General features: G+C 73.3%; 19 protein-coding genes. 13 read left to right on the top strand and 6 right to left on the bottom strand.

Annotation, left to right across the window (positions count from 1 at the left end; genetic code table 11):
* Positions 1 to 277: 277 nt before the first annotated feature.
* Positions 278 to 2,692, bottom strand: a complete 2,415-nt coding sequence (locus HHX33_RS04780) for a Tex family protein (protein ID WP_310741216.1) — start codon at positions 2,690 to 2,692, stop codon at positions 278 to 280.
* Positions 2,693 to 2,921: 229 nt separating this feature from the next.
* On the opposite strand from HHX33_RS04780, the gene HHX33_RS04775 reads away from it, so the two are divergent.
* On the top strand, positions 2,922 to 4,847 hold the full coding sequence (locus tag HHX33_RS04775) for an APC family permease (protein ID WP_182873504.1): 1,926 nt from the start codon (positions 2,922 to 2,924) through the stop codon (positions 4,845 to 4,847).
* 21 nt (positions 4,848 to 4,868) lie between these two features.
* Here the strand turns inward: HHX33_RS04775 and HHX33_RS04770 are convergent, their stop codons facing one another.
* Both HHX33_RS04770 and HHX33_RS04765 read right to left on the bottom strand, forming a co-directional pair.
* Positions 4,869 to 5,123: a hypothetical protein gene (locus HHX33_RS04770; RefSeq protein WP_182873503.1), complete on the bottom strand. Its 255-nt coding sequence runs from the start codon at positions 5,121 to 5,123 to the stop codon at positions 4,869 to 4,871.
* 158 nt (positions 5,124 to 5,281) lie between these two features.
* The gene (locus tag HHX33_RS04765) at positions 5,282 to 7,030 is read right to left on the bottom strand and encodes a RecQ family ATP-dependent DNA helicase (protein ID WP_182873502.1); all 1,749 of its coding nucleotides are present in this window, start codon (positions 7,028 to 7,030) and stop codon (positions 5,282 to 5,284) included.
* 274 nt (positions 7,031 to 7,304) lie between these two features.
* On the opposite strand from HHX33_RS04765, the gene HHX33_RS04760 reads away from it, so the two are divergent.
* Both HHX33_RS04760 and HHX33_RS04755 read left to right on the top strand, forming a co-directional pair.
* Entirely contained in the window at positions 7,305 to 8,258 is a 954-nt protein-coding gene (locus HHX33_RS04760) for a Ppx/GppA phosphatase family protein (protein ID WP_117409324.1), read from the top strand.
* Between the two features lie 129 nt (positions 8,259 to 8,387).
* Positions 8,388 to 8,780, top strand: a complete 393-nt coding sequence (locus HHX33_RS04755) for a hypothetical protein (protein ID WP_182873501.1) — start codon at positions 8,388 to 8,390, stop codon at positions 8,778 to 8,780.
* Between the two features lie 108 nt (positions 8,781 to 8,888).
* Here HHX33_RS04755 and HHX33_RS04750 read toward each other — a convergent pair whose 3' ends face one another.
* Positions 8,889 to 9,029, bottom strand: a complete 141-nt coding sequence (locus HHX33_RS04750; RefSeq protein ID WP_165900859.1) for a hypothetical protein — start codon at positions 9,027 to 9,029, stop codon at positions 8,889 to 8,891.
* Positions 9,030 to 9,156: 127 nt separating this feature from the next.
* On the opposite strand from HHX33_RS04750, the gene HHX33_RS04745 reads away from it, so the two are divergent.
* The 4 genes from HHX33_RS04745 to HHX33_RS04730 all read left to right on the top strand — a co-directional run bounded on the left by HHX33_RS04745 (position 9,157) and on the right by HHX33_RS04730 (position 11,420).
* Positions 9,157 to 9,648, top strand: coding sequence for a metallophosphoesterase family protein (locus tag HHX33_RS04745; protein WP_182873500.1), 492 nt, complete (start codon positions 9,157 to 9,159; stop codon positions 9,646 to 9,648).
* Positions 9,649 to 9,721: 73 nt separating this feature from the next.
* Positions 9,722 to 10,279 carry a DUF5709 domain-containing protein gene (locus HHX33_RS04740; RefSeq protein ID WP_182873499.1) on the top strand — a complete coding sequence of 186 codons (558 nt, stop codon included), beginning with the start codon at positions 9,722 to 9,724 and terminating at the stop codon, positions 10,277 to 10,279.
* Between the two features lie 226 nt (positions 10,280 to 10,505).
* Entirely contained in the window at positions 10,506 to 10,919 is a 414-nt protein-coding gene (locus tag HHX33_RS04735) for a PH domain-containing protein (RefSeq protein WP_208758954.1), read from the top strand.
* A gap of 84 nt (positions 10,920 to 11,003) precedes the next feature.
* On the top strand, positions 11,004 to 11,420 hold the full coding sequence (locus tag HHX33_RS04730) for a DUF3592 domain-containing protein (RefSeq protein WP_182873498.1): 417 nt from the start codon (positions 11,004 to 11,006) through the stop codon (positions 11,418 to 11,420).
* Positions 11,421 to 11,546: 126 nt separating this feature from the next.
* Here the strand turns inward: HHX33_RS04730 and HHX33_RS04725 are convergent, their stop codons facing one another.
* Positions 11,547 to 13,811 carry a glycoside hydrolase family 3 N-terminal domain-containing protein gene (locus HHX33_RS04725; protein WP_182873497.1) on the bottom strand — a complete coding sequence of 755 codons (2,265 nt, stop codon included), beginning with the start codon at positions 13,809 to 13,811 and terminating at the stop codon, positions 11,547 to 11,549.
* A gap of 120 nt (positions 13,812 to 13,931) precedes the next feature.
* Positions 13,932 to 14,267, bottom strand: coding sequence for a putative quinol monooxygenase (locus HHX33_RS04720; RefSeq protein ID WP_117409318.1), 336 nt, complete (start codon positions 14,265 to 14,267; stop codon positions 13,932 to 13,934).
* Positions 14,268 to 14,415: 148 nt separating this feature from the next.
* Here HHX33_RS04720 and HHX33_RS04715 point away from each other — a divergent pair, with 148 nt between their 5' ends.
* The 6 genes from HHX33_RS04715 (at position 14,416) to HHX33_RS04690 (ending at position 23,238) form a co-directional block, all read left to right on the top strand.
* Entirely contained in the window at positions 14,416 to 18,897 is a 4,482-nt protein-coding gene (locus HHX33_RS04715) for an NEW3 domain-containing protein (protein WP_182873496.1), read from the top strand.
* A gap of 96 nt (positions 18,898 to 18,993) precedes the next feature.
* Positions 18,994 to 19,866, top strand: coding sequence for a peptidylprolyl isomerase (locus HHX33_RS04710; protein ID WP_182873495.1), 873 nt, complete (start codon positions 18,994 to 18,996; stop codon positions 19,864 to 19,866).
* Positions 19,867 to 20,002: 136 nt separating this feature from the next.
* Positions 20,003 to 20,380: a hypothetical protein gene (locus HHX33_RS04705; protein WP_182873494.1), complete on the top strand. Its 378-nt coding sequence runs from the start codon at positions 20,003 to 20,005 to the stop codon at positions 20,378 to 20,380.
* Positions 20,377 to 20,838 carry a MerR family transcriptional regulator gene (locus HHX33_RS04700; RefSeq protein WP_310741215.1) on the top strand — a complete coding sequence of 154 codons (462 nt, stop codon included), beginning with the start codon at positions 20,377 to 20,379 and terminating at the stop codon, positions 20,836 to 20,838. Before HHX33_RS04705 ends, HHX33_RS04700 begins: the two co-directional genes overlap by 4 nt.
* Positions 20,839 to 20,841: 3 nt before the next feature.
* Positions 20,842 to 21,252 carry a hypothetical protein gene (locus HHX33_RS04695; protein ID WP_182873493.1) on the top strand — a complete coding sequence of 137 codons (411 nt, stop codon included), beginning with the start codon at positions 20,842 to 20,844 and terminating at the stop codon, positions 21,250 to 21,252.
* Between the two features lie 324 nt (positions 21,253 to 21,576).
* A complete protein-coding gene (locus HHX33_RS04690) occupies positions 21,577 to 23,238 on the top strand; it encodes a WS/DGAT/MGAT family O-acyltransferase (RefSeq protein ID WP_182873492.1) in 1,662 nt (553 codons plus the stop codon).
* Positions 23,239 to 23,297 lie beyond the last annotated feature (59 nt).

The following is a 23,297-nucleotide window of genomic DNA, read 5'->3' as shown; positions in this document are numbered from 1 at the left end:
GCCCTGATCGACCCTGTGCCCCACGAGGCCACGGCCTCGCGGGGCTTCTTCCGTCGCCGGGGCCCGCGAGCCGCGACAGCCCCCGGCCGCCGGCCGGTTTCCCCGCCGGCGACCGCCCGCACCCGGCGGAACGGCCCGGCCGCTCGCCACCCGCGACGGGCCTGTCCAGTCCCATGATCGACAGTTCTGTCCCACCACGTGCTTGACGGGCACCCTGGAAGCCAGAACGTACGTGACCGTCACCCCTCCCGCCCGGTCCGGGCGGGAGGGTCCGCGTTCAGCGGGAGCGGCGGTCGCCGCCGGAGTCGCCGAGACCGGCCCGCCGGAGGGCCTCGGCCATGGCTCCGCCGGCCGCTGCCCCGCCCCGGCCTCCACCCTGGCCCGACCCACCTCGGCCGCCGCCCTGGCGGGACTGGCCCTGACGGGGCTGGCCCTGGCGGGACTGGTTCTGCCCGCCCTGACCGCGGCGGCCGTTCGGCCGGTCGTCGCGTGAGCCGTCGCGGGACTCGCCGCCGGGGCCGCCCCTGCGGCCGTTGCCCGCCGTCTCGTCGTCCAGGCGCAGCGTCAGGGAGATGCGCTTGCGCTGGAGATCCACGTCGAGCACCTTGACCCGCACGATGTCGCCGGGCTTGACCACCTCGCGCGGGTCCTTCACGAACGAGTTGGACATGGCGGACACGTGGACGAGGCCGTCCTGGTGCACGCCGACGTCCACGAACGCCCCGAACGCGGCGACGTTGGTGACGACGCCCTCCAGGATCATCCCGGGAGACAGGTCGGACGGCTTCTCGACGCCCTCCTTGAACGTGGCGGTCTTGAACGCGGGCCGGGGGTCGCGGCCGGGCTTCTCCAGCTCTTTGAGGATGTCGGTGACGGTGGGCAGACCGAAGGTGTCGTCGACGAAGTCGGACGGCTTCAGCGTGCGGAGCGCCGAGGTGTTGCCGATCAGCGTGCGCAGGTCGCTCTTCGAGAAGTCGAGGATGCGGCGCACCACCGGGTACGCCTCGGGGTGCACGCTGGAGGCGTCGAGCGGGTCGTCCCCGCCGGGGATGCGGAGGAAGCCCGCGCACTGCTCGAACGCCTTCGGGCCGAGCCGCGGCACCCCTTTCAGCCCCGTACGGGAGCGGAACGGGCCGTTGGCGTCCCGGTGGGCGACGATGTTCTCCGCGAGCCCGGCGCCGATGCCGGAGACCCGGGTCAGCAGGGGGGCGGAGGCGGTGTTGACGTCCACCCCCACCGCGTTCACGCAGTCCTCCACCACCGCGTCGAGCGAGCGCGACAGCTTCACCTCGGACACGTCGTGCTGGTACTGCCCGACGCCGATCGACTTGGGGTCGATCTTGACCAGTTCGGCCAGCGGGTCCTGCAGCCGCCGCGCGATCGAGACCGCGCCGCGCAGCGAGACGTCGAGACCGGGAAGTTCCTGCGAGGCGTAGGCCGAGGCGGAGTACACCGAGGCCCCGGCCTCGGAGACCACGATCTTGGTGAGCTGCGGCAGGTGCCTGACGAGCTCCCCGGCGAGCTTGTCGGTCTCCCGCGAGGCCGTGCCGTTGCCGATGGCCACCAGTTCCACGTTGTGCTCGGTCGCCAGCCGGGCGAGCACGGCGAGCGACTGGTCCCACTGCCGCCTGGGCTCGTGCGGGTAGATGGTCTCGGTCGCCACGACCTTGCCGGTGCCGTCGACCACCGCGACCTTCACGCCGGTGCGCAGCCCGGGGTCGAGGCCCATCGTGGGCCGGGCCCCGGCGGGGGCGGCCAGCAGCAGGTCGCGCAGGTTGGCCGCGAACACGCGCACGGCCTCTTCCTCGGCCGCCTGCCACAGGCGGGTGCGCAGGTCGATGCCGAGGTGCACCAGGACCCGCGTCCGCCAGGCCCAGCGGACGGTGTCCAGCAGCCACCTGTCGGCGGGGCGGCCCAGGTCGGCGACGCCGAACCGCCGCGCGATCCGCGCCTCGTAGTCGTTCGGCTCCTCGGCCTCCGGGTCGAGCGTGAGGGTGAGGACCTCCTCCTTCTCCCCCCGGAACATCGCGAGGATCCGGTGGGAGGGCAGCCGCGTGAACGGCTCGGAGAAGTCGAAGTAGTCGGAGAACTTGGCCCCCGCCTCCTGCTTGTCCTCCCGGACCTGCGAGACCAGCCGGCCCCGGCTCCACATGCGCTCGCGCAGGTCGCCGATCAGGTCGGCGTCCTCGGCGAAGCGCTCGACCAGGATCGCCCTGGCCCCCTCCAGCGCCGCGGCGGCGTCGGCCACGCCCTCGCGCACGTACGCCCCGGCGGTCGCCTGGGGGTCGAGCGAGGGATCGGCGAGCAGCGCGTCGGCCAGCGGCTCCAGCCCGAGCTCCCTGGCGATCTGCGCCTTGGTCCGGCGCTTGGGCTTGAAGGGCAGGTAGATGTCCTCCAGCCGGGCCTTCGAGTCGGCCTCCATGATGCGGGCTTCCAGGGCCTCGTCGAGCTTGCCCTGGGACCGGATCGACTCGAGGATGGCCGCGCGCCGCTCCTCCAGCTCGCGCAGGTAGCGCAGGCGCTCCTCCAGCGCGCGCAGCTGGGCGTCGTCCAGCGCGCCCGTCGCCTCCTTGCGGTAGCGGGCGATGAACGGCACGGTGGCACCGCCGTCGAGCAGGTCGACGGCCGAGGCCACCTGGCTCTCGCGCACACCGAGCTCTTCGGCGATCCGCCGCTGAATGGACGTCGTCACGATCCTGATCCGCCTTCTTCCGGGCTCGCCCTCCCCGGGCCGGCCCTGTCCGGGGAGTTTCATTCTGCCGGATCCGGCCGACACTCTCGGTCCGCCTGTGGACGACCCGGCACAGCGGTGTCCGGGCCGGCTGCCGCTGTGGACAACTCCGCGCGGACGCGCACGGGCCTCGCTATCGTCTGTCCCGGCGCCCCCGAATCCCCGGGGGCCGACGAGAAGGTGAGCCGGAGTGGCGACGTCCGCGCGGCAGGAGACGGAGGGCGGGAGCGGGCCGCTCCGCGCCTGGTTACTGGAGGGCCTTCAGCACGACCAGGGGACGGCGGGCTCCCATGCCGGGCAGCCGGGCAGCCGCCACCCGTGGTGGCAGGTGATGTGCCTCACCGGAGTCGACTACTTCTCCACGCTCGGCTATCAGCCGGGCATCGCCGCCCTGGCGGCGGGGGCGCTGTCGCCGATCGCGACGGCGTTGCTGGTGGCGCTCACCCTGTTCGGCGCCCTGCCCACCTACCGTGCGGTCGCCGAGCACAGCCCGCACGGCATGGGGTCCATCGCGATGCTGGAGCGGCTGCTGCCGAGATGGTGGGGCAAGCTCCTCGTGCTCGTGCTGCTGGGCTTCGTCGCCACCGCGTTCGTGTTCACCATCACGCTGTCGGCGTCGGACGCGACCGCGCACCTGATCGAGAACCCGTTCTTTCCCAAGGCCCTCGCCGGGCAGCGGGTCGCCATCACGCTGGTGCTGATCGCCATCCTCGGCGGGATCTTCCTGCGTGGCTTCAGTGAGGCCATCGGGCTGGCCGTGGTCCTCGTGGGGACGTATCTCGTGCTGAACACTGTGGTCGTGGCGGTCGCGCTGCGCGAGGTGGTCACCGCCCCGGACCTGGTGGCGGACTGGCACGGCGCGCTGACGGCCGAGCACGCGAGCCCGCTCGCGATGGTCGGCATGTCGCTGCTCGTGCTGCCGAAGCTGGCCCTCGGCCTGTCGGGGTTCGAGACCGGCGTCGCGGTGATGCCGCAGATCGACGGCGACCTGCGGCAGCGGATCGCCGGCGCCCGCCGCCTGCTGACGACCGCCGCGCTGGTCATGAGCGTGTTCCTGCTCGCCAGCAGCGTCGCGACCACCGTCCTCATCCCGGCCGCCGAGTTCCGGGAGGGCGGCAAGGCCGGCGGGCGTGCGCTCGCCTACCTGGCCCATCGTCTCCTGGGCGACTGGTTCGGCACGGCCTACGACCTCAGCACGATCGCGATCCTGTGGTTCGCGGGCGCGTCGGCGCTCACCGGGCTGCTCAACATCGTCCCCCGCTACCTGCCCAGATACGGCATGGCGCCCGACTGGGCCCGTGCCGTACGGCCCCTGGTGCTGGTGTTCACCGCTGTCGCGTTCGGCATCACGCTCCTGTTCGGCGCCCAGGTGGAGGCCCAGGGCGGCGCGTACGCCACCGGGGTGCTGGCGCTGATCCTCTCGGCCGCGGCGGCCGTGACCATCACCGCCTACCGGGAGAGCCGTCCGGTCGCCGCGGCCGCCTACGGCCTGATCTCGCTCGTCCTGTGCTACGCGACCGTGGAGAACATCAGGGAGCGGCCGGACGGACTGAAGATCGCTCTGCTGTTCGTCGTCGCGATCGTCGCGACGTCGTTGATCTCGCGGGCCACCCGGTCGACCGAGCTGCGCGCCACCCGCGTCGAGCTCGACGAGACGGCGAGGAGGTTCGTGCTGGGCGTCGGCGGGGAGCTGCGGCTGATCGCCAACGAGCCGGACGCCCGCGACCCGGCCGAGTACGAGGACAAGGACCGCGAGACGCGCGAGTACCACCACCTCCCCGAGGACGAGTGCATGATCTTCCTGGAGGTCACGCTCAGCGACGCCTCGGAGTTCGAGTCGGAGCTGCGCGTCGCGGGGGAGGAGCGGCACGGCTACCAGGTGCTCAAGGTGGAGAGCCCCGCCGTGGCCAACACGATCGCCGCGGTCCTGTTCCACCTGCGGGACCTGACCGGCAAGCGGCCGCACGTGTACTTCCACTGGGCGGAGGGCAACCCCGTCGGCGCCCTGCTGCGCTATCTGATCTTCGGCGGCGGGGACGTGCCGCCGCTCACCCGGGAGGTCATCCGCAAGGCCGAGCCCGACCTCTCCCGCCGCCCCCAGGTCCACGTCGGCTAGAGACGCCGCCGTACGGCGCTCTCAGCGGGTCAGGTAGCCGGTGGGAAAGGTGGTCACGGTGCCGCATCCGCACCCGGGGCAGGTCGTCCCGGACCAGGGCGGCTGGACGGCGACGCCCTCCCGGGTCCACACCGCGACGTCGTCCCCGTGTTTGTCCCCGTGCTCGCCGCCTTGCCCGTCGCCGGTGCGGCGGACGACGTACTCCACCTCCCAGGCCAGCAGGCAGCGCAGGCACCTGAACGGCCACGTCTCGCCGGAGCCGATCGTCTCCCGCACCGGTACCACCCCCCACTGCCTCCGTCTTCGAGTCTCGGCAGGCGGCGAAACCACCGCAAGTGGCGGTGTGGACACGGGAAGTAATGTTTGCGCCGTGCCCTGTCGTGCCCTGTCGTGCCCTGCCGTGCCCTGCCGCGCTCCGCCGGGCCGGGGGCGGATCAGACCACTTCGAGCAGCTCGTCGACGACCCCGAGCGCCAGCGTCTTGTAGCCCACCGAGTCGAACAGCACCGTGATCCGGTCCTGCTCCCGGCTCATCACGATGCCGTGTCCCCACTCCGCGTGCCGGACGTTCGCGTGCATGGGGAACGGGCCGTCGCCGGCCGCCGGCGCGGCCACCGTCCCGGACCGGCAGGTGTCGCAGTCGCCGCACGCCCGCTCGTACGGCTCCCCGAAGTACTCCAGCAGGAAACGGCGGCGGCATCCGGTCGTCTCGGCGTAGCCGCGCATCATCTCCAGCCGGGAGTCCTCCATCCGGTGCCTGAGGTCGTCGAGCTCCACCGCGCGGGCGGCGGCCTCGTCCGGCGGCGGGCCGCCGGGGACGTACCGCAGCGCGCCGCCGTGGGCGACCTCGACCGCGCCGGTCCGCTCCAGCAGGTTGACCTGCGAGGTGAGCTTGGCGGCTCCAACGCCGAGCAGCTCGCGCAGCTCCGCGGCGTCCACTTCGCCGCCGTGCTCGCGGACCAGCGTCGCGACGCGCCGGATCAGGTCGCCGTCCGCCCGGCCGCCCGCGAAGAACTTGCGCAACCCGAGGTCCTCGGGCCGGTAGAACAGCACGACCTCGGCCGGGTTGCCGTCCCGCCCCGCCCGCCCGATCTCCTGGTAGTAGGAGTCGATCGACTCGGGCGGCGCCGCGTGCAGCACGTAACGCACGTCGGGCTTGTCGATCCCCATCCCGAACGCCGACGTCGCCACGACGGTGTCCAGGTCGTCGCCCTGGAACCGCTCGTGGATGCTGCGGCGTTCGGTGGTCTTCATCCCCGCGTGGTAGGCCTCGGCCCGGCGGCCCCGCTCCTTCAGCAGGTCGGCGTACTCCTCTGCCTGCCGCCGCGTCGCCACGTAGACCAGCCCGACCCCCTCCAGCCCGGCGGCGTGGTCGGCCAGGGCGGTGCGCTTGTCGTCCTCGCCGACGAACCGCCGCACCTCCAGATGGAGATTCGGGCGGTCGAAACCCCGGACGATCTGCTGCGCCCCGGTCAGGCCCAGCGACTCGACGATCTCCTCGCGGACCGTGGGCGCGGCGGTGGCCGTCATCGCGATGACCGGAGGGTGACCCAGACGCTCGATGACCTTGGCCAGGCGCAGGTACTCCGGCCGGAAGTCGTGCCCCCAGGAGGAGACGCAGTGCGCCTCGTCCACCGCGATCAGCGAGGGCCGGGCCGCGGCCAGGCGCTCCACCACCTCGGGCTTGGCGAGCTGCTCGGGCGAGAGGAACACGTACTCGGCGTTCCCGGCGGTGACCTGGTCGAGGCCCGCCTCCACGGAGCCGGCCGAGTTGACCGCCACCGCGCCCGCGGCCCCCGCCTTGAGCAGGCTCATGACCTGGTCGCGCTGCAGGGCGATGAGCGGTGAGACGACGATCGTCGGGCCGTCGAGCAGCAGGCCGGGCACCTGGTAGACGGCGGACTTGCCGCCGCCGGTCGGCATCACGAGCAGCACGTCCCGCCCGGCGAGCAGGTGCTCCATCGCCTCCTGCTGTCCCGGGCGCAGCTGCTCCCAGCCGAACGCCTCTCTCGCCGTGGCGCGCAGCCGCCTGCCCCTGCGCCCGAAGCGGCGGCCGAAGCGGCCGCCCGCCCACCCCCTGGCCCAGCCGCCGGACCAGTCCCTCGACCAGCCGCCCGACGTCCCGCCGAGCCGGTCACCGGGCCTGCCGCCGGACAGGCCGCCGTACCGCTGCCTGACGCTCATGCCGCCGCTCCCTCGCCGATCGGGCTCCGTCGCCCGATCGGCGTGCCACTACCCGCCGCACATGGGTCGAACCGGAATGGCCCACGCCGCTCACGGCGGATGCGCCGCGGGTGGGGAGGAGGCCGGACCGCCCCTTCGTCACCTCCCGCCGGAGCGCACGGCCGGCGCGCACGACGCGGTGCGGTCGGAGTGATCGGAAAGGTGCCCGCCGGCGTCGCCACCGAATGATCAGCCGTGCGCGGGCGCGGCCGGGAGCAGGCTGTACGGTCGGGGCATGCGACTCGGAGTCCTGGACGTCGGTTCCAACACGGTGCACCTGCTGGTCATGGACGCGCACCAGGGAGCAAGGCCACTGCCCGCCTTCTCGCACAAGGAGGAGCTGCGCCTGGCCGAGCACCTCGTCGACGGGAACAGGCTCGGTGAGGAGGGGGCCGCGCGGCTGCGGGCCTTCGTGCGGGAGGCCGCCCGCATCGCGGAGGACAAGGGCGTGGAGGACCTCGTGGCCTTCGCCACCTCCGCCGTGCGCGACGCGGTCAACGGCGTGGACGTGCTGGCCCGCATCAAGGCCGAGACCAGGGTGGACGTCCAGGTGCTGTCGGGCGACGACGAGGCCCGGCTGACCTTCCTGGCCGTGCGCCGCTGGTTCGGCTGGTCCTCGGGGCGGCTGCTGGTCACCGACATCGGGGGCGGTTCGCTGGAGATCGCCTCCGGCATCGACGAGGAGCCGGACGTCGCGGTGTCGCTCCCGCTCGGCGCGGGACGGCTCACCCGCGACTGGTTCACCGCCGACCCACCCGGCCCCGAGGAGGTACGGACGCTGCGGCGGCACGTCCGCACGGAGATCGCCCGGACCGTCGGAACGGTGACCAAGTACGGCAGGCCGGACCACGCGGTCGCGACTTCCAAGACGTTCCGCCAGCTCGCCCGGATCGCGGGGGCGGCGTCCTCGACCGAGGGGCCGTACGTCAGGCGGACGCTGACGCACGAGCACCTGGTGGAGTGGACGGCCCGGCTGGCCGGGATGCCGGCGGCCCGGCGCGCGGAGCTGCCCGGCGTGTCCGAAGGGCGGGCCGGGCAGCTGCTCGCCGGGGCGATCGTCGCGGACGCCGCGATGGACCTGTTCGAGCTGCCGGTCCTGGAGATCTGCCCGTGGGCCTTACGCGAGGGGGTCATCCTGCGCAGGCTCGACAACCTGCCCATGGGGCGCTCCCCGGTGACCGATCAGTAAGGTATGAGCGCCCTCCAAACGGGGCAAGGCACCAATACTCGGCAATTTTTCCGCTCCTACCGCATGGCCGGTGATTGGACCGCCGGTCACTGGAGTGCCGTATCGGGGTCGACCTCTGGAGGAATCGGAATGGTGGAGCTGCTGGGAGCCGTGGTCTCCCTGGCGGCGGTGGCGGTGCTCGCGCTCGGCGCGTTGGTGACGATCGCGGTCGTGACCCTCGTCGCGCTGGGCGCGCTGGCGGCGAGCACCGGGCGCGAGAACTACGGCCGGGTGCCGCCCGTCCCGGCCGGTGAGGGCTCGGGAGAGCCGGCGCGCGGCGCGGTCTCGCGGGACGGCGCCGTGAGTGGTGCCGCACGTGGTGCCGCGAGCGGTGCCGAACGCGGTGCCGAACGTGGTGCTACGAGTGGCGCCGTTCGTGGCGCGAACAGCGCTGCGAGCGGTGCCGTGCGCGGCGCGAAGGGCGGTGCGGCGGTGCGTGAGCACCGCGTCCGTGCGAGTGCCGCCTCCGTACGCGGCGCGTGACACCGCGTCTGGCGCACAACTCACCCCGGCGTCCCCGTCAGGCCCCGCCTGGCGGGGACGCCTCGTTTCCCGGGGTCTCCGCGGAGTTTCGCGCGGCCCCTTGTCGGCTCAGCGAGTGTCGCCGCTCTGCCCGGACAGCTCCTTGACCAGCTGGGTGAGGCGGGCGACCTGGCTTTCCAGCCCGCGCACGCGCGCCTCCAGTTCGGTCAGCGTGGGGGCTTGGAAGCCGTCGGCGATCTGCCTGCTCATATGTCCTCCCGAACGGCGCCGGCGGGGAACCGGCATTGGGGGTGCGGGCCGAGGGTTGTCGGGGACCTGCCTTTCTATTCCCGGAATACGTCGCTTGGCACCTCTTCTCGCGGGTGAAGATGGAGAGATGAAGGTCGTCGTGCTGGCGGACACCCACGCTCCCCGGCGCTGGAAGTCGTGCCCGCCCGCCGTCGCGGGGCACCTGCGGAGGGCGGACCTGATCCTGCACGCCGGCGACGTCTGCACGGCGGAGGTGCTGGTGGAGCTGTCGGCCTACGCGCCGGTACGCGCGGTGCTGGGCAACAACGACGGCCCGGACGTGGCGGGCTGGGGGGCTCCCGAGACGCTCGAACTCGACCTCGGCGGCCTGCGGGTGGGAATGATCCACGACAGCGGCCAGGCCACCGGGCGGACCGCCCGGATGCGGCGCCGCTTCCCCGGCGCGGATCTCGTCGTCTACGGCCACTCCCACATCCCGATGGACCTGACCGGCGACGGGGTGCGGGTGTTCAACCCCGGCTCGCCCACCGACCGCCGCCGCCAGCCGCACGGCACGATCGGCCTGCTCGACATCGCCGGGGGCGAGCTGCGGCGGGCGGAGATCGTGCCCGTCACCTGACGGACCGGCGGACCGCCCGGGCGGACTGCCGGGAGACCTGCCTAAGGACCGTACGGCGGGGCATGGGGCCGGTATGAGAGAGAACAGACCACAGCCCGATCCGCGGTCGCGGTTCGAGGATGAAGGCATTCCGGACCTGCAGGAGGGCACACCCGAGCAGCAGTGGGCGGCCGACCCGCAGGAGATGCCGCTGCCCGGCGACCGGCCCCTGGGCCTCGACGAGTACGGCACCACCCCGAACGAGATGCGCGAGGGTGAGTCCCTCGACCTCCGCCTGTCCCGCGAGGTCCCGGACACCGACGTGCGCTTCGGCCCCGATGACGGCCCTGATGCGGGCAGTGAAACGGGCGCCGAGGGCGGCGAGCGGCCGTACGACGAGTACGAGGAGCTGACCGGGGACGAGGCCGGCGGATACGGGTCGGAGGACCCCGGCGGCTACGCCACCGTGAACCCGGTCCAGGCGGGCAGGTACGGCACCGACGAGCCGGGCCGGGCCGGGCGGCTCGTCGACCCCGACGGCGGCATGGGCGTGGACACCGAGAAGGACATGATCGCCGAGGACGTGGGGCCGGACTTCGGCGGATACACCGCCGAGGAGCAGGCGATGCACGTGGAGGACGAAGGCCCCTGAGCCGCGCCGCCCGGCACGATCGGCCCTGGGTGGCCCGGAGCGTGTCGTGGCCCGGCGCGGGACCCGGTCTCGCGGATCGATCCGAGGCCGGTCGATCCTCGCCCGAGGCCGAGACCGGGCCGGAGTCGTGTCCCGGCCGCCCGCCCGGGGCCGTGCCTCGCCCCGGGCCCCGGGGTCGTGTCCGGTGGGGGCGGCGAGAGGACCCCTGATTCGTTACGCTGCCCCGATGGCGGATGTTCAGGAGACGCGGCACGAGTGGCGGGTGCCCCGGGGGATCGTCGCGCTGAAGGCCGCCGGCGCCGTGCTGTGCGCCGTGCTGGCGCTCACCGGCGACGGCTGGCTGCTCTTCCTCGCCGGTGTGGCCGCCCTGGGCTTCGCCGTGCTGGCCGGACGTGACCTGGTGGCACCCGTACGGCTCACGGCGGGGGAGGACGGGCTGGTCGTCAGCGGGCTCGGCGGCAGGGAGCGGATCTCCTGGAACGACGTCGACCGCATCCGGGTGAACACCAACCGCAGGTACGGCCTGACCACGGAACTGCTGGAGATCGACGCGGGGGAGCAGATCCACCTGTTCAGCCGGTTCGACCTCGGCGAGCCCGTGGTCGCTGTTGCCGAGGCGCTCATGCGGCTGCGCCCCTGACCCGGCCGCCCCCGGTCGGTGCCCGGGAAGGCCGGCGAAAGGGGTGCAAGCGGATGTCAAGCATGGCGTCCTAGAGTCCGGTGCGTGTCACAAACCGCTCTCATCACTCTGATCCTGTCCGGCCTCGGACTCGTCTTCGGCCTCATCGGCGGAGGGATCACGGTCAACGCCCGGGAGTTCCGCCGCCGGGCGCACCGCGCCAGCGGCCTCGTCGTGGGGCTGCGGGCGAGCCATTCCGACGACGGCACCGTCTACTACCCGACCGTCCGCTTCGTCACCCTGTACGGCCAGCAGGTCGAGGCCGAGAGCACGTACGGGAGCAACCCGCCGCCCGCGCGGCCCGGCGAGGAGGTGCCGGTGCTGTACGACCCGGCGAAGCCCACAAGGATCCGCATCGACAGCGCGGCGGGGAGCGGCACGCTGCTCGGCGGGATCTTCCTCGCGCTGGGCGTCGTCCTGTTCACCGTGGGAGCGGGCATCGCCCTCGGGCAGACGTTCTGAGCACCCCGGAGGGCCGCGCCACACGGTCGTGCCTGACGGATCATGCCCTGCTGCCCGGGGCCCAGGGAGATGTCTCCTCCTGGACCCCGAGCGGCGGGCGGCCGGACTACGGCGCGGCGCGGCCGGTCACCCGGTGGCGCAGGCCGCGCCGTTCAGCGTGAACGCGGCGGGGGTGGCGTTGGCACCGCTGTAGGTGCCCTGGAAGCCGAAGCTCGCCGTGCCGCCGTTCGCGCCGATCGTCCCGTTGTAGGAGGCGTTCGACGCCGTGACCTGCTGGCCCGACTGGGTGACGACCGCGTTCCAGTAGCCGGTGATCTTCTGGTTCCCCGCGTACGTCCACTGGAGCCGCCAGCCGTTCACGGCGCTGGACGACCTGTTGGTGATCGTGACGTCCGCGGTGAATCCGCCGCCCCAGTCGTTCGTCCGGTAGGTCACCACGCATCCGCCGGCCGACGGGCTGACGCTCGGCGAGGGCGACGGGCTGGGCGACAGGGACGGAGAAGGGGACGGGGACGGGCTCGGCGACGGCGACGGCGAGTGCGGCGGCGGGACCGTGTAGTCGAGCCCGTAGCCGTACTTGAACAGGGCGTCCTTGCCGTCCCCGTCGTTGATCGGCTCCTGGTCGGCGCTGCGCGGCCAGGTCATCGGCAGCCGCCCGCTCGGGGCGGAGTCGCCGAACAGCATGTCGGCCACGCCGCGCCCCTCGGTGCCCGGCAGCCAGGCCGCCACCAGCGCGTTCCACTGGTCGATCTGGCCCGCGATGTCCAGCGGGCGGCCGGAGACGAGCACCACGACCAGCGGCACGCCCGACGCCTTGAGCCGCTGCAACGTCGCGAGGTCGGTGGAGTCGAGGCCCATCGACCCCGTCCGGTCGCCCTGGCCCTCGGCGTACGGCGTCTCGCCGACGACGGCGATCGCCGCGCGGTAGGACGAGTCGATGCCGCTGCCGTCGCGGTTGTAGGTGACCTGGGCGCCCGAGCCGACGAGGTCGCGGATGCCCTGGAGGATCGTGGTGCCGCCGGTGATGTTCCCGGACGAGCCCTGCCAGCTGATCGTCCAGCCGCCGCTCTGGTTGCCGATGTCGTCGGCGCTCTTGCCGGCCACGAAGATCTTGCCGCCGGTCTTCGCCAGCGGGAGCACGTTTCCCGCGTTCTTCAGCAGCACCAGCGACTCACGCACGGCCTCGCGGGCCACGGCCCGGTGCGCGGCGCTGCCCACGGTGGAGGTGTAGGAGCGGTCGGTCAGCGGCTTCTCGAACAGCCCGAGCTCGAACTTCTTGGTCAGGATGCGCCGGTTGGCGTCGTCGATCCGCGACGTCGGGATGCGGCCCGCCTGCACCTCCTGCTTGAGGAGCGTGATGAACTTCTTGTAGTCGTTCGGCACCATCACCATGTCGACGCCCGCGTTGATCGCCGTGGTGATCTCGTTCGCGGTGAACCCGGTCTGGCCGTCGAGCTGGTCGATGCCCGCCCAGTCGGTCACCACGAAGCCCTTGAAGCCCAGCTCGCCCTTCAGCACGTCCGTGATCAGGTACTTGTTGCCGTGCATCCTGGCGCCGTTCCAGCTGCTGTAGCTGACCATCACGCTGCCCACGCCGCGCTGTACGGCCGCCTTGAACGGCGCGAGGTGGATGGCCCGCAGGTCGGCCTCGCTCAGCTCGGTGTTGCCCTGGTCCCTGCCTCCCGTGGTGCCGCCGTCGCCCACGTAGTGCTTGGCGGTGGCGAGGATGGAGGCGTTCCCGGCCTTCTGGAACCCGTCCACGATCGTGGTCATCTGCGTGACGAGCTGGGGGTCCTCGCTGAACGACTCGTACGTGCGGCCCCAGCGGTCGTTGCGGGCCACGCACAGGCAGGGGGCGAAGGTCCAGTCGATGCCGGTGCCGGAGACCTCCTCGGCGGTCGCCCGGCCGACCCGTTCGACCAGGTCGGGGTCGCGGGTCGCGCCCAGCCCGATGTTGTGCGGGAAGATCGTCGCGCCCACGACGTTGTTGTGCCCGTGCACGGCGTCGATTCCGTAGATCATCGGGATGCCGAGCGGGGTGGACAACGCCTGCCGCTGGAAGTTGTCGTACATGTCGGCCCAGGACGACGGGGTGTTGGGGGAGGGAGCCGAGCCGCCGCCGGACAGGATCGAGCCCAGCCGGTACGCCGCCACGTCGGACACCGTGGTCAGGGCGCCCCGGTCGGCCTGGGTCATCTGGCCGGCCTTGTCGTCGAGGGACATCCGGGACAGCAGGTCGGCCACCCGGGTGGCCACGGGCAGGCTCGGATCCTTGTAGGGAGCGTCCGCCGCCCGTGCGACGCCGCGGCCGGCGGCGGGGACGGCGCCCAGCGCCGCGGCGAGCAGCGTCACGAGCGCGATGATCCACGGGGATCTCAGCCGGGATGTCATGGGTCCTCCCTCACATTCCTGCTGACCGTAGGAATCAAGGGATTTTCGGGTCAAACAACGTCGGCTACGGACACGCGCCACCAGCCGTACGCCGGGAAACTTTCACGCCCGCGGCCCGCCTCACCGGGTGAAGCCGCCCAGCTCCTCGGCGAACTCGATCTGCGGCTCGGCCACGAGCAGCTCTCCGAACCGGGCCACGAATCCCGAGACGTACGGCGTGCCGAAGTGGGCGTCGCGCGCGGCGTCGTCCGCGTACTTCTCGTAGACGATGAACCTGTCCGCGCCCTGCCGGTGGATCACGAAGGTCAGGGCGCCCTTCTCGTCCCGGGTGGCGTCGACGATGTCGCGGAGCGTCGCCTCCACCTCCTCCGCGTGCTCGGGCTTGGCCTGCAGGATCGCCACGCACACCGACACCGTCCGGTCTCCTCTCGGCAGGGCCTCTGAGTCGTTGATCATGGTCAGCGTACGGCGCGGCGCGGCCAGGCGCCACCGGGGCGGGACGACCGGCTGGGACGGCAGGGGTGAGGCCGGCGCGGACGGGGGATGTCCCGACCGTCACCTGTCCCCCAGAGGCCGCCCTGAGAGGCCGTGGTTAGGGGTGCGCATGCGCGTCACCGCCGTCGAGTCCACCGAACTGTTCGTCCGCGGCCCCCGCCAGGTCGTGCGCGTCACCCTCGCCGAGGTGCCGTACGGATCCTCCCTGGTGGTCGAGGCCGGCGGCCCGGGAGCGCGCGGCCGGCGGACGGCCGGCGTCAGGGAGACCACGGAGCCGGGGCCCGCGCCGGTGGTGGTGGAGGTGCCCGTCGAGACGGAGGGGCCGGCGCGGGTGCCGGGAGCCCGCGTCCCGATCACCGTGCGGGCGGCTGCGGGCGGCGAGCGGTGCGCGGCGGACGGCGAACTGGTCGTCGCCGAGCCGGGCTGGACGGTCTGGATGATCCCCCACTTCCACTACGACCCCGTCTGGTGGAACACCCAGGCCGCCTACACCGCCACCTGGGACCGGGCGGGCGGCCTCGCGCAGGCCCACCGGCAGGAGTTCCAGCACGCGGGCTTCGACCTCGTCCGGCTCCACCTGGACACGGCCCGCAGGGAGCCGGAGTACCGGTTCGTGCTGGCGGAGGTCGACTACCTCAAGCCCTACTGGAACGCCCACCCCGAAGACCGGGCGTACCTGCGCCGCCTGCTGGCCGAGGGCCGGCTGGAGATCGTCGGCGGGACGTACAACGAGCCGAACACCAACCTGACCGGCCCGGAGGCGACGATCCGCAACATGGTCCACGGGATCGGCTTCCAGCGCGACGTGCTCGGCGGCGACCCGGCGACGGCCTGGCAGCTCGACGCGTTCGGGCACGACCCGCAGTTCCCGGGCCTCGCCGCCGACGCCGGGCTCACCTCCAGCTCATGGGCGCGCGGGCCGTACCACCAGTGGGGCCCGATGCTCCGCGGCGGCGGGTGGGGCGACCCGTCGGTGATGCAGTTCCCGTCGGAGTTCGAGTGGCTGTCGCCGTCGGGCCGGGGCGTGCCGACCCACTACATGCCCGCCCACTACAGCGCCGGGTGGTGGATGGACTCGGCGCCGTCCCTGGAGGAGGCCGAGGCCGCCGTCTACGAACTGTTCCTGCGGCTGAAGAAGGTCGCGGCGACCCGCAACGTGCTGCTGCCCGTCGGCACCGACTACACCCCGCCCAACAAGTGGGTCACGGAGATCCACCGCGACTGGAACCGGCGCTACGTCTCGCCCCGGTTCGTCTGCGGGCTGCCGAAGGACTTCTTCGCGGCGGTGCGCGCCGCGGGCGTCCGGCTGACGCCGCAGACCCGGGACATGAACCCGATCTACACCGGCAAGGACGTGTCGTACGCCGACACCAAGCAGGCCCAGCGGCACGCCGAGACGCGCCTCGCCGACGCCGAGAAGTTCGCCGCCGTCGCCACTGCCGTCCTCGGCGCGCCCTACCCGCACGCCGCCCTCGACAAGGCCTGGCGCCTGATCGCGTACGGCGCGCACCACGACGCCGTCACCGGCTCGGAGTCCGACCAGGTGTACCTGGACCTGATGACCGGCTGGCGGGAGGCGTACGACCTGGGCGGGCGGGTCCTCGACGGGTCGCTGCGCCGCCTGGGGGAGGGCCTGACCGGCGTCGCCGTCTGGAACCCCTCCTCCTGGCCGAGGACCGACCTCGTGCGCGTGCGGCTGACGCTGCCCGAACCGGGGGCGTACGGCGTCGCGCTCGACCCGCCCGCGCCGGGGCTGCTGCTGGAGCACCCCGAGCGGCACCCGGACGGCAGCCTGGCCGCCGTGGACGCGGTCTTCGTCGCCCGCGACGTGCCCGCGCTCGGCTACCGGACGTTCCGCCTGGCGCCGACCGGCGACCCCGTCCCGATCGGCTGGGCCGTACGGGAGGGGAACCGCATCGCGAACGCCACCCACGCGGTGGAGGTCGACCCCGAGCGCGGCGGGACGGTGTCGAGCCTCGTCGTGGATGGCCGCGAACTGCTGCAGGAGGGGCGGGTGGGCAACGAACTGCTCGTCTACGACGAGCACCCGGCGCATCCGCGCTTCGGGGAGGGCCCCTGGCACCTGCTGCCCAACGGCGAGGTGACCGGTTCTGCCGGAGCGCACGCGGAGGTCGCCGTCGCCGAGTGCCCGGCGGGCCGGCGGATCACGGTGTCGGGGAAAGTGGGGTCGAAGAAGGCGGGGCCGGTCGCGTACACGCAGGAGATCACCCTCTGGGACGGGCTGCCCCGGGTCGATCTCACCACGCACGTGGACGACTTCCACGGCTCCGACGTGCTGCTGCGGCTGCGCTGGCCGGTGCGCGTGCCGGGGGCGCTGCCGGTCGCCGAGGTCGCCGGCGCCGTCGTCGGCCGCGGGTTCGCCCTGATCGACGTCGACTCGGCCGAGCACCCGTGGACGCTGGACAACCCCGCGCACAACTGGTTCGCGCTGTCGTCCACCGCCCGCGTCGTGCTGCGCACGCCCGCGGGCCGCGTCCTCGGCACGCGGGCCGTCGGCGTCGCCGAGATCATCGCACCGTCCGAGGCGCCATCGGAGGCGCGGTCGGAGGCGGGGTCGGAGGCGTCGGCGGGCGGAGCCGGGGTCGGGCTCAGGGAGCTGGCCGTCGCGCTGGTGCGGCAGGGCGTCACCTCGACGTGCTCCACCGCCCCCGGCCCCCGGTACGGGAACCTGGCCGTCGACTCGAACCTGCCCGACGTGCGGATCGCCGTCGGCACGCCGGAGGAGAACCCGTTCGTCGCCGCGCTGCTGGACGACGAGGAGGCGGCGGAGCTACGCGCGCGGCTCGGCGCCGAGGGCCGGGCGCGGCTGTGGGTCCCGGCCGCCGAGCCGTTGGAGAAGGTCTGGGTGCCGAGCGCGGACCTCACCGGAGCCCGAGACCTTCCCGTCCTCGTGGTCTGCGGCGAGGGCGCCGTCGAAGAACTGGTGGCCGACCTCGCCGACGCCGTGGTGGAGGTGGTGACCGGTGCCGAGTGTGACGACGGTGTATTCGACGACGCTGTGCCGGACGACGCTGTGCCGGACGACGCTGTGCCGGACGACGCTGTGCCGGACGACGCTGTGCCGGACGACGCTGTGCCGGACGACGCCGTGTTGGCCGGCTACACCGTCGGGCTCGTCAATCGGGGCGTTCCGGGTTTCGCGGTCGATCCGTCGGGGGCGCTGCACATGTCGCTGATGCGCTCGTGCACGGGCTGGCCGTCCGGCGTGTGGATCGACCCGCCCCGCCGCACCGCGCCCGACGGCTCCAACTTCCAGCTCCAGCACTGGACCCACGCGTTCGAATGCTGCCTGGTGGCAGCCCCGGGCGACTGGCGAGACGCCGGGCTCGTCCGGATCGGCCACGACGTCAACCACCCGCTGATCGCGACGGTGGGAGCCGACGGGCCCGCGGCTGAGTCGCGGTCGTTCCTGGAGACCGGCCCCGGCCTGGTCCTCACCGCGCTCAAGGCCGCCGGCAACCCGATCGCCGAGGGCCTTACGCCCGGCCCGGTCACAGCGCTGACCGCCCGCGTGTACGAGGCGGGCGGCGGGACCATCCCGCTGTCGATCGCCACCACGCTGCCGCTCGGCGCGTGGCGGCGGGCCGGGCTGCTGGAGAACGTCACCGGGGACGCCCCCGGCACGCTCGACGGCATGGAGATCGTCACGCTCGTCGCCCCGCTGCTCGCCGGGCCCGCCGACAGACCCGAAAAGGCGGCCGCGGGCGGCGGCCAGGCCGGGGGCACTGCGGCTGACAGCATCGGGACTCACAGCATCGGGACTCACAGCATCGGGGCTGACAGCACTGGGGCTGACGGCACTGGAGGGAGGGACGCCGAGCCCGGCGGCGTGCCGGAGGTCGAACCACACCAGCCGGTCTTCACGCGGTACTGGCTCAACGACACCGGGCCCGCGCCCATCGGCGACCTGCCCGTCGCGGTGCATTTGTCCGAGCCGGACGTCGACGTCGCCGGGCCGGTGGACGTCACACTGACCATCGCCTCCTGCCTCACCGAGGACCGGGCGGAGGGCGTGGTGACGCTCACCGCCCCCGGCGGCTGGACCGTGACGCCCGCCGTCCGGCCGTACGTGCTGCCGCCGGGCGGCCATGCGACGGTGCCGGTGCGGCTGACGCCGCCACCCGGCGCCGAACCCGGCCTCTACCTGCTCACGGCGGGCACGGAGTTCGGCGGCCAGGCGTACGAGGACGTGACCCGGCTCCATCTCGCCCGGCCCGGCGAGGGAGGGCGGCGGTCGCCGGGCCTGGAGGTGACGGTCGAGGGCCTGGGCCACCCTCCCGGCCTCCGGCTGCGGCCCGCTGACCGGGCGGAGATCGTGGTCCGGCTGCAGTCCGGCGCGCGGTCGCCGATGCCGGCGCAGGTTCAGCTGGTCAGCCCGTGGCAGACATTCGAGATGTTCCCGGAGTGGAACAGCGGCACGGTCGTGCCGCCCGGGGACGAGGCACGGGTGCGCTTCCCCGTGCGGGTGCCGCCCGGCACCCGGCCCGGCCGGTGGTGGGCACTCGTGAAGATCGCCTGTGCCGGGTGGGTCCACTACACCGACACGATCGAGATCGAGGTCGAGCCGTGAGCCTGGGCGCTCCGGTCCGCGATGGACGAGATCGCGGCGGTCGGGCCGTGGGACCGGGTGGTCCGGCGGGTGGCGGAGAGGGTGCGGCGGTGTGCCATGAGACATGACATTCCGGCCCGCGAGGCCGAGATCGCGGCGGTGGTGGGGGAGCGGGTGATGACGGTCACCGAGGTGGACCACCGGCTCCGCCTGCTGCGAAGCGGGCCGCTCGCGGCCCGGCTGCCGGCCCCGGACACCGCCGAGGGCCGCAACCTGCTCCGCTGGCTGGTGCAGGTCATGGTGGCCGAGATCCTGGCCGGGCAGGAGGCGGCCCGGCTCGGCCTGCCCTCCGAGTCGCCCGAGCCCGCCGAGCCGCCCGAGCCGCCCGGGTCCACGGCCCGTGCCCGGCCCACCGAGCCCTCGGCGTCCCCCGCGCGTTCCGGCCGTCCGGCGCCGCATCGTGTGGCGGAGGACGCCGCCCGGGCCGTGCTCACCCTGGCGGGCGCGCTGCGGACCGGCGGGGTCGCGGCGGCGGTGCTGGCGACGGCCCCGGCCGCGAGGGCGGTGTGCCGGGTGCTGACGGCGGAGAGCACGCCCTCCGAGGAGGACGCGCGCGACTACTACCGGCGCAACCTCGACCGTTTCACCACCCCCGAGACGCGCTGGGTCAGGCCGTTCGGGCCCGTACGGCGAGGGGACATGACCGGGCCGCTGGAGGACGCCGTCTTCGCCGCAGGCGAGGGGGAGACGGCCGGGCCGATCGAGGGCCCCGGCGGTCCGTGGACGCTGGTGGTGGAGCGGATCGAGGCGGCGCGGCGCGAGCCGTACGAGGCCGTGCGCGCGCTCATCCGCGCGGAACTGGCGGAGCGTGAGGGGGAACGCGCGTTCGCCCGCTGGCTGGACGCCCGGCAGGCCGGGTGTGTGCGGCTCACGCCGGGTCACGAGCATCCCGCCGACCCGGCGCAGCCCGACGCCGGCCACCGCCACTGACCGGCCCTCGGAGCGCCGCACGGCTGCGCGGCTCTTCGGCACCGGCGGTCCGGGCGCCTGAACCGCACGCCCGATCCGGTGACGTGGAGGATTGGGGGTTGCATCCGGTACCTGGGTACAGGCTTACCGTCGAGGCATGACCCAAGACATCGTCCTCGCTCAGGGATGGGCTCCTCCGGCGTGCACGCTGCCCACCGCCGACCAGCCGCTGCGGGTGGCCGAGTTCGACGCGTTGTTCGCCGAGACGGTCCAGGGGGTGCGGCGCGAAGAGCGTGAGCGCCTGCGGCTGGAGCTCGCCTTCGGTCCGGAGCACGCCGCGCGGGCGGCCGAGCTGACGGCGCGGGAGAGCGGCTGCTGCTCCTTCTTCACCTTCACCCTCACCATCGTCGGAGGCGGCCTGACGCTGGACGTGGCGGTCCCGCCCGAGCACGCCGAGGTGCTGGACGCGCTGCAGGCCCGGGCCGGCGTGGCCGGCCGATCCACGGTGCCCGCCGAGGCGGGGCGGCCGGCGTGAGGCAGGACGTCGTGCTGCGGGGCCCGGGCGGGCCCTACCTGCGCACCGGGCAGGTGGCCGAGCAGGCCGGGGTCAACGTCCAGACCCTGCGCTACTACGAGCGGCGCGGCCTGATCGCCGAACCGGCGCGCAGCCCGGGCGGGCACCGTTCCTACCCGCCCGAGACCGTCGCCCTGCTGGCGGTGATCAAAGCCGCGCAGCGGCTCGGCTTCACCCTTGAGGAGGTGGCCGAGCTGCTCGACACCGGTCGGCGTGGTCACCCCACCCCTGACCTGCGGGCCCGTGCCCAGGCCAAGATCCTCGAAGTGGACGCGAAGATCGCCGATCTGACCACCATCCGTCACGCGCTGGCCCAGGTGGTCAGCGCCGGGTGCGACAGCCTGACCCACTGCACCTGCCCGGACTGCCCGCTGCCCTTCGCCGACCTGGCCGAAGGCCGCTCCCCGAAGGAGAACTGACCCGTGAGCACCCATGAGGAACACCGCAGGCCGGTCGCGGCCCCGCCGCCCGGCCCGTCCGCGCTTCCGGCGGGGGGTCCGGCGAGGCCGGTCACGGTGCCGCTCGCTGTCACCGCTCACACGTCGGAGGGCCGCCGCCCCGCCGACGCGGGCGAGCCGCCGCTGCTCAGCAAGGTCGCCGCCGTGCTGGCCGTACTGGCGTGCGCGGCCTGCTGCGCGCTGCCGGTGCTGATCGGCGCCGGGCTGCTGACCGGCGCGGGCGCGGCGCTGGCCGAGCAGGCGCTGCTGACCGTGGCCGGACTGCTGATGGCCGCCGCGGGCATGTGGTGGCTGCACCGGCGCACGACCATGGCCGCCGCGCGCAGCGCCAGAACAGGGTGCGGCCCGTCCGGCTGCGCGTGCGGCGGCTGCTGACCCTGTGATCCCGCAGGCCTGCGGCACCACCACACCAGGTGAGACAGCCTGACCCACCGCACCTGCCCCGACTGCCCGCTGCCCTTCACCGGCGCCTGGCCGAAGGGCGCTCCCTAGTGCGGAGCTGACCCGTGAGTACCCACGAGGAACACCGCACCCCGGCCGTGCCCGCACCGGACCGCCCGCCGACTAAGGTCCAGAAGGGGGGCATCCCGACCAGGCTCGAATCGAGCACCGGCCGGGCGGTGGATCGGACACCGCCGGAGCACGGCAGCCGGTCGCGCCGGTGGTCGGACCAGGACGTTTCGGGGCAGGTGAGTAGACATGGCACAGCAAGTCAGCGCCTTCGACGCGCAGTTCCTCAACTTCGAGACGCCAACGAATCTCGCGCACATCGCGGCGCTCACCATTCTCGACCCGTCGGACAGGCCGGGTGGCGCGCCCGCCCGTGAGGAGCTGATCGAGCTGCTCCGGCGGAGGCTCCACCTCGCGCCGCCGCTGCGCAGGCGGCTGGTCGAGGTGCCCTTCGGACTCGACCACCCGTACTGGGCGGAGGACCGGGAGGTCGACTTCGACTACCACGTGCGGGAGCTGGCGCTGCCGCCTCCGGGCGACGAGCACAAGCTGGCCGAGCAGGTCGCCCGGCTGCACGGGAGGCGGCTCGACCGGGGGCGGCCGCTGTGGGAGCTTTACCTGATCCACGGCCTCGCCGAGGGCCGGATGGCGATCTACACGAAGGTTCATCACGCCGCCGTGGACGGGGTCACCGGAGCCGAGGTGCTGGCGGCGCTGATGGACTTCGGACCGCAGGTGTCCGACACGCCTCCCCCCGGGGACGCGGCCGAGCCGCAGCGGGCCCCCGACGTGGTGGAGATGGTGGTCAGGGGCGTCGCGCGGGTGCTGGACAACCCGCTGGCCCTGCTGCGTTTCGTCGCCGAGGCGGTGCCTCGGCTGGACGAGGTGCCGTTCGTCGCCCAGCTTCCGGGGGTGGGGCGGGTCTCGCGGTTCGTCCGGGGCATCGGCTCCGACACCGACGTGAACCTGCCCGAGCTGCCCCGGATGGTGGTGCCGCGCACGCCGTTCTCCGGGCCGATCTCGGAGCATCGCCGCTTCGCCTTCGGCGAGCTGCCGCTCGACGAGGTCAAGCGGATCAAGAACGCCTTCGGCGTGACCGTCAACGACGTCGTCATGGCGATGTGCGCGACGGCGTTGCGGCGCTGGCTGGCCAGCCGGGACGAGCTGCCCCGCCAGCCGCTGGTGGCCGGGATCCCGGTCTCCACCCGGGGTCAGGCGTTCAACGGTTCGGCCGCCAACGAGGTCATGCTGACCATGACCACCCTGCCCACCAACGTGGCCGACCCGGACGAGCGGCTGCGCTCGGTGAACCGCTCGATGGGACTGGTCAAGGAACGGCTCGCCGCCGCGCCGGCGGCCTGGCTCCTGGAGTTCAGCCAGGCCATGCCGGCCGCGCTGAGCGCGCTGGCCGCCAGGTCGGCCTTCCGGATCGCCTCGCGCCGGGCTCCCGCGATGAACCTGATGATCTCCAATGTGCCGGGGCCGCAGTCGCCGTTGTACGTGTGCGGGGCGCGGGTCGTCGCGCTCCATCCGATGTCGGTGATCACGGATGTCAGCGGTGGCGTGAACATCACCGTGTTCTCCTACGACGGCCGTCTTGACTTCGGCATCGTCGCCGACCGCGAGATGGTGCCCGACGTCTGGAACCTCATCGACTACCTGCGGGACTCACTCGCCGAGTACGGCGCGATGGCCGGCCCCGCCGAACCGCCTGCCCTCGAACCGCCTGCCCCCGAGCCACGCCGGCGGGGAAAGAAGGCCGCAGGGAAGGCCGCAGAGGAAGTCGCGGAGAAGGCCACCGGGAAGAGCACTGAGAAGGCCGCCAGGAGGGCCGCCGGGAAGAGCACCGAGAAGACCGAGAGGCCCCCGAAGGCCGGCAGGAGCACCAGGACCGGGAGACCGGCCGGCTGACCCGCCGCACGCCGGCAGGGCGACCTTCCCGGCGACCGTCGCGCACTATCGCGCACGGT

Source organism: Microbispora sp. H10670 (assembly GCF_014161385.1).
In the GTDB taxonomy this organism is placed as follows: Bacteria; Actinomycetota; Actinomycetes; order Streptosporangiales; family Streptosporangiaceae; genus Microbispora; species Microbispora triticiradicis.
This window is presented reverse-complemented; position numbering and strand designations above follow the sequence as displayed.

What these genes read in the sequence shown, in the direction of transcription:
- HHX33_RS04765 (WP_182873502.1), bottom strand. Translation starts at nt 7,030, where the DNA reads ATGAGCGTCAGGCAGCGGTACGGCGGCCTGTCCGGCGGCAGGCCCGGT.
- HHX33_RS04760 (WP_117409324.1), top strand. Translation starts at nt 7,305, where the DNA reads ATGCGACTCGGAGTCCTGGACGTCGGTTCCAACACGGTGCACCTGCTG.
- HHX33_RS04755 (WP_182873501.1), top strand. Translation starts at nt 8,388, where the DNA reads ATGGTGGAGCTGCTGGGAGCCGTGGTCTCCCTGGCGGCGGTGGCGGTG.
- HHX33_RS04750 (WP_165900859.1), bottom strand. Translation starts at nt 9,029, where the DNA reads ATGAGCAGGCAGATCGCCGACGGCTTCCAAGCCCCCACGCTGACCGAA.
- HHX33_RS04745 (WP_182873500.1), top strand. Translation starts at nt 9,157, where the DNA reads ATGAAGGTCGTCGTGCTGGCGGACACCCACGCTCCCCGGCGCTGGAAG.
- HHX33_RS04740 (WP_182873499.1), top strand. Translation starts at nt 9,722, where the DNA reads ATGAGAGAGAACAGACCACAGCCCGATCCGCGGTCGCGGTTCGAGGAT.
- HHX33_RS04735 (WP_208758954.1), top strand. Translation starts at nt 10,506, where the DNA reads ATGGCGGATGTTCAGGAGACGCGGCACGAGTGGCGGGTGCCCCGGGGG.
- HHX33_RS04725 (WP_182873497.1), bottom strand. Translation starts at nt 13,811, where the DNA reads ATGACATCCCGGCTGAGATCCCCGTGGATCATCGCGCTCGTGACGCTG.
- HHX33_RS04720 (WP_117409318.1), bottom strand. Translation starts at nt 14,267, where the DNA reads ATGATCAACGACTCAGAGGCCCTGCCGAGAGGAGACCGGACGGTGTCG.
- HHX33_RS04715 (WP_182873496.1), top strand. Translation starts at nt 14,416, where the DNA reads ATGCGCGTCACCGCCGTCGAGTCCACCGAACTGTTCGTCCGCGGCCCC.
- HHX33_RS04710 (WP_182873495.1), top strand. Translation starts at nt 18,994, where the DNA reads ATGAGACATGACATTCCGGCCCGCGAGGCCGAGATCGCGGCGGTGGTG.
- HHX33_RS04705 (WP_182873494.1), top strand. Translation starts at nt 20,003, where the DNA reads ATGACCCAAGACATCGTCCTCGCTCAGGGATGGGCTCCTCCGGCGTGC.
- HHX33_RS04690 (WP_182873492.1), top strand. Translation starts at nt 21,577, where the DNA reads ATGGCACAGCAAGTCAGCGCCTTCGACGCGCAGTTCCTCAACTTCGAG.